This is a genomic window from Streptomyces sp. CB02056 (genome assembly GCF_001905545.1).
GTDB lineage: Bacteria > Actinomycetota > Actinomycetes > Streptomycetales > Streptomycetaceae > Kitasatospora.
Genome location: NZ_LIPD01000003.1, coordinates 238256 through 255188 on the forward strand (window position 1 = coordinate 238256; position 16933 = coordinate 255188).

Annotated in this window: 14 protein-coding genes; 10 read left to right on the forward strand and 4 right to left on the reverse strand. The window is 71.3% G+C overall.

All coding sequences use genetic code 11. The annotated features are described in order from the left end of the window. Both nadC and AMK13_RS08440 read left to right on the forward strand, forming a co-directional pair. Complete coding sequence (gene nadC, locus AMK13_RS08435) at positions 1-969, forward strand: carboxylating nicotinate-nucleotide diphosphorylase (protein ID WP_049660205.1); 969 nt, start codon at positions 1-3, stop codon at positions 967-969. Positions 970-1016: 47 nt separating this feature from the next. Beyond that, positions 1017-1805, forward strand: a complete 789-nt coding sequence (locus AMK13_RS08440; RefSeq protein ID WP_074001702.1) for a type III pantothenate kinase — start codon at positions 1017-1019, stop codon at positions 1803-1805. A 7-nt stretch (positions 1806-1812) separates the two neighbouring features. On the opposite strand, the gene AMK13_RS08445 is transcribed toward AMK13_RS08440, so the two are convergent. Then, on the reverse strand, positions 1813-2706 hold the full coding sequence (locus AMK13_RS08445; protein WP_074001703.1) for a hypothetical protein: 894 nt from the start codon (positions 2704-2706) through the stop codon (positions 1813-1815). A gap of 50 nt (positions 2707-2756) precedes the next feature. Next, the gene (locus tag AMK13_RS08450; protein WP_049661170.1) at positions 2757-3311 is read right to left on the reverse strand and encodes a SigE family RNA polymerase sigma factor; all 555 of its coding nucleotides are present in this window, start codon (positions 3309-3311) and stop codon (positions 2757-2759) included. A 162-nt stretch (positions 3312-3473) separates the two neighbouring features. Between AMK13_RS08450 and AMK13_RS08455 the strand changes: the two genes are divergently transcribed. From AMK13_RS08455 to AMK13_RS08485, 7 genes are all read left to right on the forward strand, one after another. Continuing rightward, positions 3474-4214, forward strand: a complete 741-nt coding sequence (locus tag AMK13_RS08455) for a hypothetical protein (RefSeq protein ID WP_074001704.1) — start codon at positions 3474-3476, stop codon at positions 4212-4214. 95 nt (positions 4215-4309) lie between these two features. Then, on the forward strand, positions 4310-5866 hold the full coding sequence (gene lysX, locus AMK13_RS08460; protein ID WP_074001705.1) for a bifunctional lysylphosphatidylglycerol synthetase/lysine--tRNA ligase LysX: 1557 nt from the start codon (positions 4310-4312) through the stop codon (positions 5864-5866). Positions 5867-6109: 243 nt separating this feature from the next. Next, the gene (locus tag AMK13_RS08465) at positions 6110-6547 is read left to right on the forward strand and encodes a BlaI/MecI/CopY family transcriptional regulator (protein WP_074001706.1); all 438 of its coding nucleotides are present in this window, start codon (positions 6110-6112) and stop codon (positions 6545-6547) included. A 10-nt stretch (positions 6548-6557) separates the two neighbouring features. Further along, positions 6558-7094, forward strand: coding sequence for an amino-acid N-acetyltransferase (locus tag AMK13_RS08470; protein ID WP_049652520.1), 537 nt, complete (start codon positions 6558-6560; stop codon positions 7092-7094). 91 nt (positions 7095-7185) lie between these two features. Then, on the forward strand, positions 7186-7539 hold the full coding sequence (locus AMK13_RS08475; RefSeq protein ID WP_049652521.1) for a histone-like nucleoid-structuring protein Lsr2: 354 nt from the start codon (positions 7186-7188) through the stop codon (positions 7537-7539). Positions 7540-8216: 677 nt separating this feature from the next. Further along, a complete protein-coding gene (locus AMK13_RS08480) occupies positions 8217-10736 on the forward strand; it encodes an ATP-dependent Clp protease ATP-binding subunit (RefSeq protein WP_049652522.1) in 2520 nt (839 codons plus the stop codon). Between the two features lie 344 nt (positions 10737-11080). Continuing rightward, the gene (locus AMK13_RS08485) at positions 11081-13429 is read left to right on the forward strand and encodes an immune inhibitor A domain-containing protein (RefSeq protein WP_074001707.1); all 2349 of its coding nucleotides are present in this window, start codon (positions 11081-11083) and stop codon (positions 13427-13429) included. A 100-nt stretch (positions 13430-13529) separates the two neighbouring features. Here AMK13_RS08485 and AMK13_RS08490 read toward each other — a convergent pair whose 3' ends face one another. Continuing rightward, entirely contained in the window at positions 13530-14771 is a 1242-nt protein-coding gene (locus AMK13_RS08490) for a threonine aldolase family protein (protein ID WP_074001708.1), read from the reverse strand. Positions 14772-15125: 354 nt separating this feature from the next. Between AMK13_RS08490 and AMK13_RS08495 the strand changes: the two genes are divergently transcribed. Then, positions 15126-16058, forward strand: a complete 933-nt coding sequence (locus tag AMK13_RS08495) for a M23 family metallopeptidase (RefSeq protein ID WP_074001709.1) — start codon at positions 15126-15128, stop codon at positions 16056-16058. Positions 16059-16095: 37 nt separating this feature from the next. Here AMK13_RS08495 and AMK13_RS08500 read toward each other — a convergent pair whose 3' ends face one another. After that, entirely contained in the window at positions 16096-16728 is a 633-nt protein-coding gene (locus AMK13_RS08500; RefSeq protein WP_053112112.1) for a TetR/AcrR family transcriptional regulator, read from the reverse strand. Positions 16729-16933: the final 205 nt, after the last annotated feature.

Here is a 16933-nt window from a genome sequence, read left to right on the forward strand (position 1 = left end):
ATGACCCACTCCCACGAGGAACTCCCCCTGGCCGACCAGGGCGGCTGCGGCGACGGCTGCGCCTGCGGGGACGGCGAGGGCTACGAGACCGGTCTGGACCCGCAGCTGGCCGAGCTGCTGGAGCAGGCCGGGCTGGACCCGGTCGAGGTCGAGGACATCGCCACCCTGGCGCTCGCCGAGGACCTGGCCGGCGGCGAGGACGTCACCTCGGTGGCGACCGTGCCCGCCGAGGCCGTCGCGACCGCCGACTTCACCGCCCGCCAGGCCGGCGTGGTGGCCGGCCTGCGGGTCGCCGAGGCCGTCGTCTCGCTGGTCTGCGAGGAGGAGTTCGAGGTCGAGCGGCACGTCGAGGACGGCGACCGGGTCGAGGCCGGCCAGGTGCTGCTCTCGGTCCGCTCCCGCACCCGCGACCTGCTGACCGCCGAGCGCAGCGCGCTCAACCTGCTCTGCCACCTGTCCGGCATCGCCACCGCCACCCGCGCCTGGGCGGACGCCCTGGAGGGCACCGGCGCCGTCGTCCGGGACACCCGCAAGACCACCCCGGGCCTGCGCGCGCTGGAGAAGTTCGCGGTGCGCTGCGGCGGCGGCGCCAACCACCGGATGGCGCTCTCGGACGCCGCGCTGGTGAAGGACAACCACGTGGTCGCGGCCGGCGGCGTGGCCGAGGCCTTCCGGGCCGTCCGGGCCGCGTACCCGGAGCTGCCGGTCGAGGTCGAGGTGGACACCCTGGAGCAGATCACGCCGGTGCTGGAGGCCGGGGCGGACCTGATCCTGCTGGACAACTTCACCGTCGGTCAGCTGAAGGAGGCCGTCGCGCTGGTGGCCGGCCGGGCGAAGCTGGAGGCCTCCGGCGGTCTGACCCTGGCCAGCGCGCGCGAGGTCGCCCAGACTGGTGTCGACTACCTGGCCGTGGGCGCGCTCACCCACTCCTCGCCGATCCTGGACATCGGCCTGGACCTGCGCGCCTGACCGTCAGGTCGGCCGCAGTCCCGTCCCGACTCGCAGAAAGCGTCCCCGTGCTCCTCACCATCGACGTCGGCAACACCCAGACCACGCTCGGCCTGTTCGACGGCGAGGACGTGGTGGAACACTGGCGGATCTCCACCGATCCGCGCCGCACGGCCGATGAACTGGCGGTGCTGCTGCAAGGGCTGATGGGCAGCCACACCGCGGTGAAGGAGGCCGCGGTGGAGGGCCTGGCGATCTGCTCGTCCGTCCCCGCTGTGCTCCACGAGCTCCGCGAGGTGACCCGCCGCTACTACGGCGACGTCCCCGCGGTGATCGTGGAGCCCGGCGTGAAGACCGGGGTGCACGTCCTGATGGACAACCCCAAGGAGGTCGGCGCCGACCGGATCGTCAACGCGCTGGCCGCCAACCACCTGTACGGCGGCCCGTGCATCGTGGTCGACTTCGGCACCGCGACCACCTTCGACGCCGTCAACGCGCGCGGCGACTACGTCGGCGGCGCGATCGCCCCCGGCATCGAGATCTCGGTCGAGGCGCTCGGCGTCCGCGGCGCCCAGCTGCGCAAGATCGAACTGGCCCGCCCGCGCAACGTGATCGGCAAGAACACCGTCGAGGGCATGCAGTCCGGCATCCTCTACGGCTTCGCCGGCCAGGTCGACGGCCTGGTCGAGCGGATGGCCCGGGAGCTCGCCAAGGACCCGGACGACGTCCAGGTGATCGCCACCGGCGGCCTGGCCCCGCTCGTTCTCGGCGAGGCCGGCACCATCGACGTGCACGAGCCCTGGCTGACCCTGATCGGCCTGCGCCTGGTGTACGAGCGCAACCGCCCCGCGAGCTGAGCGGCGCTCAGCTGCCGGGCTTCGGGAAGGCCGGCAGGGTGACCGGACCGGTGACCACCGAGTCCGGCACGTAGGTCGAGGCGGCGCCGGGGGCGGGGGTGACGACCACCCCCATCACCGGGCCCTTCGGCAACGCCGCCACGACCTTCTTCCAGCGCGGGTCCTTCACCACCGCGGTGAGCTGGTCCGGCATCAGCGGTGGGTCGGTCCGGGTGATCGGCGTGCCCTGATCCAGCGGCTTGCGGTTCCACTCCTGGAGCATCATCTGGTAGTGCTCCCCGGCCAGCTTGGCGGCCCACGTCTTCGCCCCTTCCGGCTCACCGGTGCGCGTCCCGGCCTGGTAGACGCTCAGCCGGGTGCCGTCCGGAAGGGTGGACGCGGAGCAGGCGTCCGCGGTCGGCTGCCCGGCCGGCAGCTCGGCGGGCACCCCGGCCGGGCAGTCCATGTCGAAGGCCTTGCCTCCCATGCCGGTGATCCAGAACAGGTACTGCGCCGGGCCGTGGCCGTCGTCCAGCACCAGCCGCAGCTGCGGGGTGTCGCTCTCGGTGCCCCGGGCCTCGCCGACCTGCACCGTCCCCGGGGGCAGGAGTTCGGTGAGCATCCGCTGGAACTCCGCGCCGGAGACGGGACTTGCGGACGGGGCCGCCGCCGGACCGGCCGCCGCCGTACTCCGCCCGGGCGGCAGGCCGCCGAGCGCGACCCCGCCCACCGCGATCAGGGCCAGCCCGGCGGCGCCCGCCGCAGTGCCGATCCGCCGCCTGCGGCGCAGCCGGCGGCCGTGCGACCAGCCGGTGTCGACCAGCGGGCCGGGTTCGGTGTCGTAGGCCTCGCCGGCCCGGCCGAGGGCCTCGGCGAAGGCCCGCTCGAACCGCTCCTCGGGCCCGTCGTGCTCTGCGGACATGCTGAACCAACCTCTCTACCAAGTGGGTTGACGTGACGTGACGCGCCGGCTCAGCGCTCGGCGAGGTCGTCGAGGCTGCTGCCGAGCACCGTGCGGATCCGGCCGAGCGCGCGGAAGGCCTGGGTCCGCACCGCGCCCGGGGTGCTGTGCAGGACCGCGGCGGTCTCCTCCACGCTGCGGTCCTCCCAGTAGCGCAGGACCAGCACCGCCCGGTCGCGCGGGGCGAGCCGGCCGAGCGCGTCCACCAGGGCCAGCCGCAGTTCCGGGTCGCCCTGCGGGGCCGCGCCGTCCGGCACCGCCTCGACCGGCCGCTCGCCGCTGGAGCGGCGGACGCGGTGCGAGAGGAAGGCCCGCACCAGCACGGTGTGCGCGTACCCGGCCGGGTTGTCGATCCGGCGCTTGGCCCCGAACCAGGAGGTGCGGTGCCACTGGGCGTAGATCCGCCCGAGGGCCTCCTGCACCAGGTCCTCGGCGAGGTGGGTGTCCCCGCCGGTGAGCAGGCAGGCCGACCGGTAGAGCGGTCTGGCGCGGGCGGCCGCGAAGGCCTGGAAGTCCTCGTCCCGCCGCCCGCCCCGGGCCGCCTTCCCCTGACCGTCCGGTCGCATCCTGCCCGGCCCCCTCGCTCGTTCTCCCCTGACACCTGGATGACCAGGTGCGCCCCGGGTGGCGTTACAGGTGGCGGCGAAAGGCTTCTTCGCCGGGCCGACCGTGGGTGGTTCGGCGCGACGTTACCGACAAATCGGATATTCGTCACGTAGTGTCAGCCCATGCCTACGCCACACGGATCGCGCGGCGGCATGGCCTTCAGCGCCGACGAAGTCCGCGTGCTGCGCCGCGCCCTCGCCCAAGCCCTCCACCCCGCCGTGCCCGTCCACCTCCAGGGGCCCGTCCGGCCCGCCCTCGCCGGGCCGGGCGCCGAACTCTGGGCGGAGGACGTCCAGGACGCCCTGCGCCTCACCGAGGCGATCGACGAGGCCGTCCAGGAGGGCGGCCGGCTGCGCGCCTTCCTGCTCGCCGACCTCGGACGCTACCGCTCCGCCCTGCCCGGCAGCGCCCCCGGCTACCTGGAACGGCTGGAGGAGGCGGTGTCCGACGGGTACCTGCCCGGGCCGGAGGACCTCACCGCACTGCGCGGACTGAGCCGCCAGCCCTGCGGCCAGGGCGAGCGGGCCCGCCGCTCCCGGCTGGCCGGGCGCTGCCACGCGCTGGCCGAGGCCGCCGTCCGCGAGCGGCTCGCCCTCCACAGCGGACCGCCCCGCCACCTGGTGGCCGTACCGAGTCCCGCCGCACCGCCGCACAGTCACCCCACCCCTGTAGGAGGACGGACCCCCATGAGCAGCACCGACTCCCGCCCGGAGCAGCCCGCCGCCGCGAAGACCCCGCCCCGTCCGCACCGGATGCCCACCCCCGCCGAGCTGTTCGGCCGCCGCCCCAAGCCCCCCGCCCACCCCGCCCCGCCCGCCGACGACGCCCCCGAGGACGTCGAACTCGCCACCGGCACCGGCTGAGCCGTCCGCGTCCGATCCGGGGGAGGCCGCCGTCGCGGCCTCCCCCGCGGCAATCCCGGCGCGGAGCACCGTGTGTGGCTGGCTACCCTTGTGGGGTGAGCGATCAGAGCCTTGTTCCCGCGACCGACGACCTTCCCGAGCAGATGCGCGTCCGGCGCGAGAAGCTCGACCGGCTCCGGGCGGCCGGTGTCGACCCGTACCCGGTCGGTTTCCCCCGCACCACCACCATCGCGGACCTGCGTGCCAAGCACCCCGACCTGGAGCCGGACACCGCGACCGGCGAGCGGGCCGGCGTCACCGGCCGCGTGATCCTCTCCCGCACCGGCGGCAAGCTCTGCTTCGCCACCCTGCGCGACGGCACCGGCGACCTCCAGGTGATGTTCTCCCTCGACAAGCTGGGCCCGGAGCGGCTGGCGGCCTGGAAGGCCGACATCGACCTCGGCGACCAGGTCGGCGTCGAGGGCGAGGTGATCACCTCCAAGCGCGGCGAGCTGTCCGTGATGGTGGACCGCTGGGAGCTCACCGCCAAGTGCCTGCGCCCGCTGCCGGACAAGCACAAGGGCCTGACCGACCCGGAGGCCCGGGTCCGCCAGCGCTACGTGGACCTCATCGTCAACCCCGAGGCCCGCGAGATCCTGCACCTGCGCAGCAAGGTCGTCCGCTCGATCCGCCGCACCTACGAGGACCGCGGCTACATCGAGGTCGAGACCCCGATGCTCCAGCCGGTGCACGGCGGCGCCAACGCGCGTCCGTTCAAGACGCACATCAACGCGTACGACATCGACCTCTACATGCGCATCGCCCCCGAGCTGTACCTCAAGCGGCTGGTGGTCGGCGGCGCCGAGAAGGTCTTCGAGATCAACCGCAACTTCCGCAACGAGGGCGCGGACTCCACCCACAACCCGGAGTTCACCTCGCTGGAGTCGTACGAGGCGTACGGCGACTACGACACCCAGGCCGAGCTGATCCGCGAGACGATCGTCAACGCGGCCCGGGACGCGCTGGGCACCACGGTGATCAGGGGCGTGGACGCGCACGGCGTCGAGCACGAGATCGACCTGGCCGAGCCGTGGGAGGAGATCGGCGTCTACCCGGGCATCTCGGCCCGCCTGGGCGTCGAGGTCACCCCGGAGACCGGCGTCGAGGAGCTGCGCAAGCTGGCCGCCGAGCACGGCATCCCGTTCGAGAAGGACTGGGGCCACGGTCAGATCGTGCTGGAGATGGTCGAGCGCCTGCTGGAGGAGAACGCCGTCCGGCCGACCTTCATCAAGGACTACCCGACCGAGGTCTCCCCGCTGACCCGCCAGCACCGCTCGCGGCCCGGCGTGGCCGAGAAGTGGGACCTGGTGATCTTCGGGACCGAGATCGGCACCGCCTACTCCGAGCTGGTCGACCCGGTCGAGCAGCGCGCCCGCCTCACCGCCCAGTCGCTGCTGGCGGCCGGCGGCGACGTCGAGGCGATGCAGGTGGACGAGGACTTCCTGCGCGCCCTGGAGTACGCGATGCCCCCGACCGGTGGCCTCGGCCTCGGCGTGGACCGCCTGATCATGCTGCTGACCGGCAAGAACATCCGGGAGACGGTGCTCTTCCCGCTGGTGAAGCCGGAGCCGAAGGCTTCCGCCGCGACGGCGGAGAAGACCGAGGAGGAGTGACCTGATGGACTACGTCAGCGCGATCGTGCCGCCGCTGGTCATGGCGATCGGCTTCGGATTCCTGGTGCGGGCCATCGTCCGCAGCCAGGGCGGGGCCCAGCGGGCCAAGGAAGACCTCGACTGACCCCGTCAGCCGCCCCGAACGACCGGCGCGCCGCCATTCCCGATTCCCGGGGGTGGCGGCGCGCCGGTTTGGCGCACTTCACAAGATTTGCCCCATTCACTCCCTATCCTGGCCGCACTATGGTCCGGCAACTCGGCGAACTTGAGAACGCCATCATGACCCGGGTGTGGCAGTGGAACCGACCGGTCACGGTTCGCGAGGTTCTCCTGGATCTGCGGTCGGAACGCGAAATCGCGTACACCACGGTGATGACCGTCCTGGACAAGCTCCACAGAAAGGGCTGGCTGCGCCGCGAGCGGGTCGGCCGGGCCTATCGTTATGAACCGGTCTCCTCACGTGAGGCGTACACGGCGGCCCTGATGAACGACGCCTGGGCCACCGGTGACAATCCGGCGGCGGCCCTGGTGCACTTCTTCGGCCTGATGTCGCCCGAGCAACGCGAAGCGCTCCGGGACGCCTTGCGGGTGGCCGCTCTGTTCCCGCCCGATCCGGCCGGCGCGGATTCCGCGGACGGCGGACCGGATACCGGTGGGACGGAACCGGGAGCGGCGCGATAACGTCCCGACCATGGAGGTCACCATCCGCCGGGCGCGGACCACGGACGTGCGGGCAGTGCGCAGGCTCATCGACACCTACTCACGCGACGGCATTCTGCTGGACAAGCCCACAGTCACACTGTTCGAATCCGTCCAGGAGTTCTGGGTCGCGGAACGGGACGACAACGGCGTGGTGGTGGCCTGCGGCGCACTGCACGTGATGTGGGAGGACCTCGCCGAGGTCCGCACGCTCGCGGTGGATCCGGTCGCCCGGGGCACCGGGATCGGGCACCTGCTGCTGGAGAAGCTGGTGCAGACCGCGCGCTGGCTGGGCGTCCGTCGGATTTTCTGCTTGACGTTCGAGGTCGCGTTCTTCGCGAAACACGGTTTCGTCGAGATCGGCGAGGTCCAGGAAACCGATGATGGTACGACAGACCCGGCGGCGATCGCTACGGATGTCTATGAAGAACTCCTCCGCTCGTACGATGAAGGCGTCGCCGAGTTCCTCGACCTGGAGCGGGTGAAGCCCAACACACTGGGCAACTCGCGCATGCTGCTGCACCTCTGAGCCGCTCCAACCGGGTCAAGGGTTTGTGTTTTCCGGAGAAAGGCGCTTTCCTTTCCTTAGGCAATGGGTCGTTTAGCGGAAAGGGAAGCCCGTGGCACAGAGGGTGCAGGTCATTCTTGAAGACGATCTCGACGGCGGTTCGGCGGACGAGACGGTGACGTTCGCCCTCGACGGCGTTGCCTACGAGATCGACCTGAAGAGCGCCAACGCGGACAAGCTCCGCGGCCTGCTGGCGCCGTACGTGGAGAAGGGCCGCAAGCAGAGCGGCCGGCTCGCCGGTGCCCGTCGTCCGGGCCGCGGCACCGCGGCGCGTCCGGCCGGCGGCGGCGCCCCGGACACCGCCAAGATCCGCGCGTGGGCCAAGGAGCAGGGCCTGGAGGTCAACGACCGCGGCCGCGTTCCGAGCAACGTCCGCGAGGCCTACGAGAAGGCCAACGCGTCCTGATCCCGGCGCCGCGGGCCCGCCGGAGCGGGTGCGGGGCCCGGCGGCCGGGGACGGCCGCCACCATCACACGCACGGGGCGCGGAGGAGTCTCCTCCGCGCCCCGCGGCGCGTGCCCGGAGGAGCCCGCCGCGGCCGGCCCCGGGGGCCGTCCCGGGCAGCGGCCCGGGTAGCGGCTCGGGCACCGGCTCGGGCGGCGGAACAATCACGGGCCGTGCGACGCTGTAGGGGCGAAGCGGCAACGCGGACGGCACCGGGGCGACGTGCCCGGCACCCCGTCCGCCGTCGAACCGCCGTCACCGCGGCCCGACTTCTCGCCAGGCGAACACCGCCACCGCGGAAACTGCGCGAGAACCGCCCCGATACCGGGTATGAATGCAGGTGGACGGGTTCTTCGGCCCGTCCAGGGGCAGTATGTGCGACCGGCCGGAGGGGTTCCGGCGGCGGCGTCGGCGGCACGTGTTCGCCGATGGCGTAGCGGAATCCGGTGCATCCGGCCCACCTGTGGGAACACCGTTTCCCAACACCAGGTTGGGATTGGTGTCGGCTGGTCGCGCAGCATCTCGCTCCTCTACCGGGGAGTGAATCCGTGGGCCGCGCCGCTGAGCGGGACTAGCATGCGGAAGGACAGGGCGGGGACGGACCCCGAACTGCCCGACCGCTCTGAGGAGCGATAAACGATGTTCGAGAGGTTCACCGACCGCGCGCGGCGGGTTGTCGTCCTGGCTCAGGAAGAAGCCCGGATGCTCAACCACAACTACATCGGCACCGAGCACATCCTCCTGGGTCTGATCCACGAGGGCGAGGGCGTCGCCGCCAAGGCCCTGGAGAGCCTCGGGATTTCTCTTGAGGCCGTTCGCCAGCAGGTCGAGGAGATCATCGGCCAGGGTCAGCAGGCCCCGTCCGGTCACATTCCCTTCACCCCCCGGGCGAAGAAGGTCCTGGAGCTCTCGCTCCGCGAGGCCCTTCAGCTCGGCCACAACTACATCGGCACCGAGCACATCCTGCTCGGCCTGATCCGCGAGGGCGAGGGCGTCGCCGCCCAGGTCCTGGTGAAGCTGGGCGCCGACCTCAACCGGGTGCGCCAGCAGGTCATCCAGCTGCTCTCCGGCTACCAGACCGGCGGCGGCAAGGAGTCGGCCACGGCCGGCGGGCCCGCCGAGGGCACCCCGTCGACCTCGCTGGTCCTGGACCAGTTCGGCCGCAACCTCACCCAGGCCGCCCGCGAGGCCAAGCTCGACCCGGTCATCGGGCGCGAGAAGGAGATCGAGCGGGTCATGCAGGTGCTGTCCCGCCGCACCAAGAACAACCCGGTGCTGATCGGTGAGCCCGGCGTCGGCAAGACCGCCGTGGTCGAGGGCTTGGCCCAGGCGATCGTCAAGGGCGAGGTCCCGGAGACGCTCAAGGACAAGCAGCTCTACACGCTGGACCTGGGCGCCCTGGTGGCCGGCTCGCGCTACCGCGGTGACTTCGAGGAGCGCCTGAAGAAGGTGCTCAAGGAGATCCGCACCCGCGGCGACATCATCCTGTTCATCGACGAGCTGCACACCCTGGTCGGCGCGGGCGCCGCCGAGGGCGCCATCGACGCCGCCAGCATCCTCAAGCCGATGCTGGCCCGTGGCGAGCTGCAGACCATCGGTGCCACCACCCTGGACGAGTACCGCAAGCACCTGGAGAAGGACGCCGCGCTGGAGCGCCGCTTCCAGCCGATCCAGGTCGCCGAGCCCTCGCTGCCCCACACCATCGAGATCCTCAAGGGTCTGCGCGACCGCTACGAGGCCCACCACCGGGTCTCCATCACGGACTCCGCCCTGGTCGCCGCCGCCACCCTGGCCGACCGGTACATCTCGGACCGCTTCCTGCCGGACAAGGCGATCGACCTGATCGACGAGGCCGGCTCCCGAATGCGCATCCGCCGGATGACCGCGCCGCCGGACCTGCGCGAGTTCGACGAGAAGATCGCCGACGTGCGCCGCGAGAAGGAGAGCGCGATCGACGCGCAGGACTTCGAGAAGGCCGCGTCCCTGCGCGACGACGAGAAGCAGCTCCTGCAGGCCAAGGCCAAGCGCGAGAAGGAGTGGAAGGCCGGCGACATGGACGTCGTCGCGGAGGTCAACGAGGAGCTCATCGCCGAGGTCCTGGCCACCGCCACCGGCATCCCGGTCTTCAAGCTGACCGAGGAGGAGACGTCCCGCCTGCTGCGCATGGAGGACGAGCTGCACAAGCGCGTCATCGGCCAGAAGGACGCCATCAAGGCGCTCTCCCAGGCCATCCGGCGCACCCGTGCGGGCCTCAAGGACCCGAAGCGCCCCGGCGGTTCGTTCATCTTCGCCGGCCCGTCCGGTGTCGGTAAGACCGAGCTGTCCAAGACGCTGGCGGAGTTCCTGTTCGGCGACGAGGACGCGCTGATCGCGCTCGACATGTCCGAGTTCTCCGAGAAGCACACCGTCTCCCGGCTGTTCGGCTCCCCGCCCGGCTACGTGGGCTACGAGGAGGGCGGCCAGCTGACCGAGAAGGTCCGCCGCAAGCCGTTCTCGGTCGTCCTCTTCGACGAGGTCGAGAAGGCCCACCCGGACATCTTCAACTCGCTGCTGCAGATCCTGGAGGACGGTCGCCTGACCGACTCCCAGGGCCGCGTGGTCGACTTCAAGAACACCGTCATCATCATGACGACCAACCTCGGCACCCGGGACATCTCGAAGGGCTTCAACCTCGGCTTCGCGGCCGCGGGTGACACCCAGACCGGGTACGAGCGGATGAAGGCGAAGGTCGGCGAGGAGCTCAAGCAGCACTTCCGCCCCGAGTTCCTGAACCGTGTCGACGACATCGTGGTGTTCCACCAGCTGTCCGAGGAAGACATCATCCAGATCGTCGACCTCATGATCGACAAGGTGGACGAGCGGCTCAAGGACAAGGACATGGGCCTGGAGCTCAGCGTCGAGGCCAAGAAGCTGCTGGCCAAGCGCGGCTACGACCCGATCCTGGGTGCCCGTCCGCTGCGCCGCACCATCCAGCGCGAGATCGAGGACCACCTCTCCGAGAAGATCCTCTTCGGCGAGCTGCGGGCCGGCCACATCGTCGTCGTCGACGTCGAGGGCGAGGGCAAGGAAGCCAAGTTCACCTTCCGCGGCGAGGAGAAGTCGGCCGTCGCGGACACCCCGGCCGCGGTCGCCTCGTCCGGTCCGGACCTGACGAAGTAACCCAACTTTTAACAGACAACTTCACAGCCACCGAGCCCCCGGCGTTGACGCCGGGGGCTCGGTGCGTTCGCTCCCGCCGCCAGCCGAACCGGTGCGGGCCGGGTCGGCTGGCCCCCGCGCTGGCTGGTGCGGGTGCGCTCGGTTTCTCACCGACCTTTCACGAACATACGGTTGACAGGCGGTCAGATGATGGGAAGTCGCGGAGGATAGCGCCGTGACCATGTCATGGTCAAGGTCTATCTTTTCCGTGCACGCTTGGATCAAATGACGTCCACCTGTCTTTCATTTTGGTTTGCCGGGCTTTGGCCAAGAGCTGGGCCCTGGTCGGGGAGGACGTCACAACGTTGAAGAACACCAGGAGAACCGCTGCGGCTGCCACGGCCGCAGCGGTCATAGTCGCGCTCGGCACGGGCCTGTTCCCGGCCTCCGCCGTCGCCGCCGGCTCGGCCCCGGTCCCGCGGGACCCGGCCGACGCCGTCCAGAACACCGAGCACAACCTTCCGGGTCCGCTGACCGCGAAGGTGGAGGCGGAGCAGAAGGCCGCCACCGAGAAGCTCCTCAACGGCACCGCCGAGGTCGAGCAGCACAACGGCAGCACCAGCGTGAAGCTCGGCAAGGACAAGTACGTCGAGCTCGCTCGCGAGCGCACGGACAAGATCTTCACCATCCTGGTCGACTTCGGTGACCAGGTGGACAACACCACCAAGACGCCGGACGGCAAGGTCAAGTACGGCGGCGAGGCCGGCCCCAAGCACAACGAGATCGAGAAGCCGGACCCGGCCACCAACAACTCGACCGAGTGGCAGGCCGACTACAACCAGCAGCACTACCAGGACCTGTACTTCGCCAAGGACAAGCCCTCGCTGAAGACCTACTACGAGAAGCAGTCCTCGGGCCGCTACTCGGTCGACGGCGTGGTCTCGGACTGGGTCCGGGTGCCGTGGAACGAGGCCCGGTACGGCTCCGACTACTGCGGCTCCAACGTCTGCGCCAGCGCCCAGGACCTGATCCGCGACGCCGTGGACATCTGGTACAAGGACCAGCAGGCCAAGGGCCAGACCGAGGCCCAGATCAAGGCCACGCTGGCCCAGTACGACCAGTGGGACCGCTACGGTTCGCACCACGACGGGAACTTCAACCAGCCCGACGGGTACATCGACCACTTCCAGATCGTGCACGCCGGCGAGGACAAGTCGGCCGGTGGCGGCAAGCAGGGCAGCAAGGCCCTGTGGGCGCACCGCTCGTACGTCTACGGCAACCTGCAGGGCACGGCCGGTCCCGAGGGCAACAAGCTCGGCGGCGTCCAGGTCGGCAACAGCGGCCTGTGGATCGGCGACTACACGATGCAGCCGGAGAACGGCGGCCTCGGCGTCTTCGCCCACGAGTACGGCCACGACCTCGGTCTGCCGGACCTCTACGACACCGCCGGCAAGGGCATCGACAACTCGGTCGGCTTCTGGTCGCTGATGTCCTCCGGTTCCTGGCTCGGCGAGGGCAAGGACAGCATCGGCGACATGCCGAACGACCTCGACGCCTGGAGCAAGTACAAGCTGGGCTGGCTGAAGGCCGACCACGCCAAGGCGGGCACCGAGTCGACCCACCACATCGGCCCGGCGGAGTACAACAGCAACCTGCCGCAGGGTCTGATCGTCGACCTGCCGAAGAAGAGCATCACCACCGAGATCAACAAGCCGTTCGGCGGCACCGGTGAGTGGTGGAGCGGCAGCGCCGACAACCTGAACGTCACGCTCACCCGTGACATCGACCTGACCGGCAAGACCAAGGCCAGCATCAACGCCAAGGCCTGGTACGAGCTGGAGCAGGACTTCGACTACGCGTTCGGCGAGGTCTCCACCGACGGCGGCAAGACCTGGACCGTCGTCGACGGCACCTGGAACGGGACCGCGCTGCCGCGCGAGAACGGCCGTCCGGCCATCAGCGGCCAGGTGGCCGCCTGGGGCGACCTGTCCTTCAACCTGGACGCCTACGCGGGCCAGAAGGTCAAGTTCCGCTACCACAACACCACCGACGGCGGCCTGCACTTCCGCGGCCTGACGCTGGACAACATCGCGGTCGTCGCCGACGGCGCCACCGTGTTCAGCGACGACGTCGAGAACGGTGACAACGGCTGGGTGGCCGACGGGTTCTCCCGCTTCGGCGGCTCGTACACCAAGGACTACGCGCAGTACTACATCGCGGAGAACCGGCAGTACGTGTCCTTCGACCAGACCCTGAAGACCGGCCCGTACAACTTCGGCTTCGCCGACAAGCCGAACTGGGTCGAGCACTACTCGTACCAGCCCGGCCTGCTGATCTGGTACTGGGACGAGTCGCAGACCGACAACAACGTCAGCGCCCACCCGGGCCAGGGCCTGATCCTGCCGGTCGACTCGCACCCGGCTCCGATGAAGTGGACCGACGGCACCCTGATGCGTCCGCGCATGCAGGGCTACGACTCCACCTTCGGCTCGCGCCGCACCTCCGGTCTGACCCTGCACAAGGCCGGTGTCGAGACCGTCATCCCGAAGGCCAAGGGCGTCGACGAGTTCAACGACCTGAAGTCGTGGTGGAGCAAGGACGACCAGTACAGCGGTGTCAACGTCCCGAAGACCGGGACCAGCATCGAGGTCGAGAACGAGTCCTCGAACTACCTGGAGACCTGGATCCGGGTCCGCCCGGTCGACAACTTCTGATCGTCGCCCCCCGGGTAGCGATCGGCCTGTGACCAGGCAGCTCTGACAACTCCACGTCCGGCCCGTCCCCGCAGCGCGTGGGGGCGGGCCGGACGCTTTGTCAGGCCCGGACGTCCGGCAGCCGGTCCAGGAAGGCGGCGGCCGCCACCGCGACGTCGGCGGCGGTCCAGTCGAGGGCGGGCGCGGCGACCGTGACCTCGGTCACCGACAGCCCCGGCGGCCCGCCCGCGCGCCAGGCGCCGAACAGCCCGATCCCGGTGTCCTCGGCCAGCCCCAGCCCGGCCTCCTCCAACTCCCCGACCGGGTACGGCAGCCAGAGCTGGAACTGGTGGGTGTGCGGCGGGGCCGGATGCACCCGGGCACCGGGGACGGCCGCGAACGCCCGGGCCAGCGCCCCGGCGACCGTCCGGGCGTGCGCCACGTACCCGGCCAGCCGCGGCAGTTCGCGCTCCAGCCCGGCCAGCGCGGCGAGCGCGAACGGCCACTGCTGGTAGAGCTGGCCGCCGTAGCGGTGCCGCCAGGCCCGGGCGGTGCGGACGAAGCCGCCCGGGCCGGCCAGCGCGGCGCCGCTGATCCCGCCGAGCGTCTTGTAGAAGGAGACGTAGACCGAGTCGGCCAGGCCGGCGAGCTCCGGCAGCGGCCGGCCGAGGGCGACCGCGGACTCCCAGATCCGGGCGCCGTCCAGGTGCAGCGCCGCGCCGTGCTCCTCCCGCACCACCGCGGCCAGCTCCACCAGCTCCGGCCAGCCGGGCAGCACGAACCCGGCGTCGCGCAGCGGCAGCTCCAGGCTCAGCGCGGCGTAGGGCTCGTCCAGGGCCCGCAGCTCCTCGGCGGTGGGCTGGCGCGGCTCGTCGGTCGGCCAGAGGCTGCGCAGCCCGGACAGCACGCCGAGCGCGTGCCGCTCGTGCCGGTCGGTGTGGGCCAGCGGGTGGGTGACCACGGTGCGGCACCCGGCGGCCTCGGCGTGGATCCGCAGGGCGATCTGCTGGGCCATCGTGCCGGTCGGGAAGAAGGCCGCGTCCTCGGTGCCGAGCAGCTCGGCGACCCGGTGCTCCAGGGTGCGGACCACGCCGTCGCCGTACTGGTCCGGGCGGCCGTCCAGGTCGGGGGCGCCGTGCGGCTCGGGGGCGGCGTCCGGGTCGGGTGCTCCGTCCGGACCGGCAGCGTCCGGGTCGGGGGCGGCGCCCGGCGGCGGGCCGGCCAGGTCGGCGAGGCGTTCGCGGATGCTCTGCGGCCGGGCCCCGGACAGCAGCCGTTCGCAGCCGCGCAGGGCGGCGAAGCGGCGGTCCGGCAGGCTCGGGCGGTCACCGGCGTCGGTGTCTTCGCTCCTGTTGCCATACATGGCTCGATGGTCCCGCAGCGGGCCGGACCGGTCAGCGGTGCGGACGGAAAGCGGTTCGAGCGCGCGAAACCCCGGCCGCGCGTGGTGCTGGTCACAGGCCTCCGGCACGGTACGACCGGCGGTAGTAGCGGGGCCGGGGAAGCGGCGGACGGCCCGGAGCGGTCATGCGCGATCCGATCTCATGATCATTGCTCCGTCGGTTTGAATCTCCGGCGCCACGATGACTACACGCCGTAGTACATCACCGCGTTTGGGACTCCGCCCGGTGACCGTTACACCTGAGTGGTCCCCCGCTCAGCACGCGCCCGAACGGGCGCTTCGTGCTGCCCTCGTACGATCCGTGAGGTACGGCAGATGTCCACCGTCCCACCCGTGGGGCCGGCCCTGCGCCGGCTCGCCGCCCAGGCGGCGGCCCGGGCCGCCGTCTGGCAGCCCCGGATCGGCCACGCCGTCCGCACCCAGGCCGCGCCGCTGCGCGCCCTCGGGGCGCCCCGGCACACCACCCTGCCCGGCAGCCGTCAGCGGGCCGAGCACGACCACGCGCTGGCCTCGGCCGGAGCGGTCGCCACGCTGCTCGCCGGCGTGCTGCTGGTGGCCACCCCGGGCACCGCCTCGGCGCAGACCGTACGGCCCACCACGCCGGGCAGCTCGGCCTTCACCGTGCCGCGGGCGGAGGTGCCGAGCGCGGGGCTGGTCCAGGTGGCCGGCCCCAGCCCGTACAAGCTGCCCGACGACGGCGACTCGGCACAGGAGTTCGTGACGGTGGCGCCCAACCTGCTGCCGTTCGAACCGCCGGCACCGGAGCCGGAGCCGGAGCCCGCCGACGAGCCGGCCCCGGAGGCCGGACCCGCGCCGGAGTCCGGGCCCGCGCCGACTCCCGGGTGGTCGGCACCGGTGCCGAACGCGCCGACCAGCAACCCGTACGGGAAGGCCAACCGCAGCTACGCCGCCGGGTACCACACCGGGGTGGACTTCGCGGTCTCCCCGGGCACGCCGCTGCTGGCGGTCGGCGACGCGAGCGTGGTGTCGGCCGGCTGGGACGGCGCGTACGGCAAGGAGGTCGTGCTGCGGCTGGCGGACGGGCACTTCGCGCAGTACGCCCACATGTCCTCGGTCACCGTCTCGGCGGGCCAGCGGGTGTCCGCGGGCGAGCGGATCGGGCTGTCCGGGAGCACCGGCAACTCGACCGGCCCGCACCTGCACTTCGAGATCCGCACCAGCAACCGCTACGGCGCGGTGGTCAACCCGATCGCGTACCTGGCGGGGCACGGCGTCACGGACTTCTGAGCCGCCCCGGGCGCCGGGCCCTGCGGGACCGGCGCCCTCAGCCGGTGGTGCGGGCGGGGTGGCTGATCCCGGCGCCGATCTCCAGCGCGATGTCCCGGGCCGCCCCGATCGCCTCGTCCAGGCCGGCGGGGGGCGGCTGCTCGCCCCACACGTTCGGGGTGTGGCCGCAGTCCGCCTTGTCCTGCTTGAGCAGGAACAGCGACGAGTGGACGGTGAACAGCGCCATCGCGGCCCGCAGCCGGTCGTGGAAGTCCGCCCCCGGCCCGTGCACCAGCTGCATCATGGTGATCATGCGGTCCCGGAAGGCCAGCCCGGCCGGGGATTCGCGCAGCGCGGGCTGGTTCTCGTGGAAGAAGCGCAGCAGCGGGGCCCGCTCGGCCATCCCGTCCGCGAAGCGGCGGATCAGCTCGTCGCGCATCTCCGGGCTCCAGGCCTGCTTGCGGCCCCACGCGATGGACTCGTCGATCGGCGCGGCCATCCGCTCGACGATGCCGAGGACGATGTCGTCCTTGGTCTTGAAGTGGTAGTAGAGCGCGGCCTTGGTGACGCCCAGGCGGTCGGCGATCTCGCGCAGTGAGGTCTGCTCGTAGCCCTGCTCGGCGAAGAGCTCCAGTGACACCTCGATGATGCGAGCCCGGGTGTCGCTGCGGGGGCTGTGCGGAGTGCCCATGGCCTGCCTCATGACTGCGTCGGTGACTACTGCGGACCCCGGAGCGGTGTCCGCCCCGGGCCCATTCTCCCTGCCCAGAAGGCCGGTCGGGAAACTGGCTTGACGACCGGCTAGGAAACAACCTACCGTGCCGACGGTCGATAAACTAGCCGGGCGACAAGTAAGTGAGCCGCCGCACGGCACGACGCTCCGTCCGAACCACCCT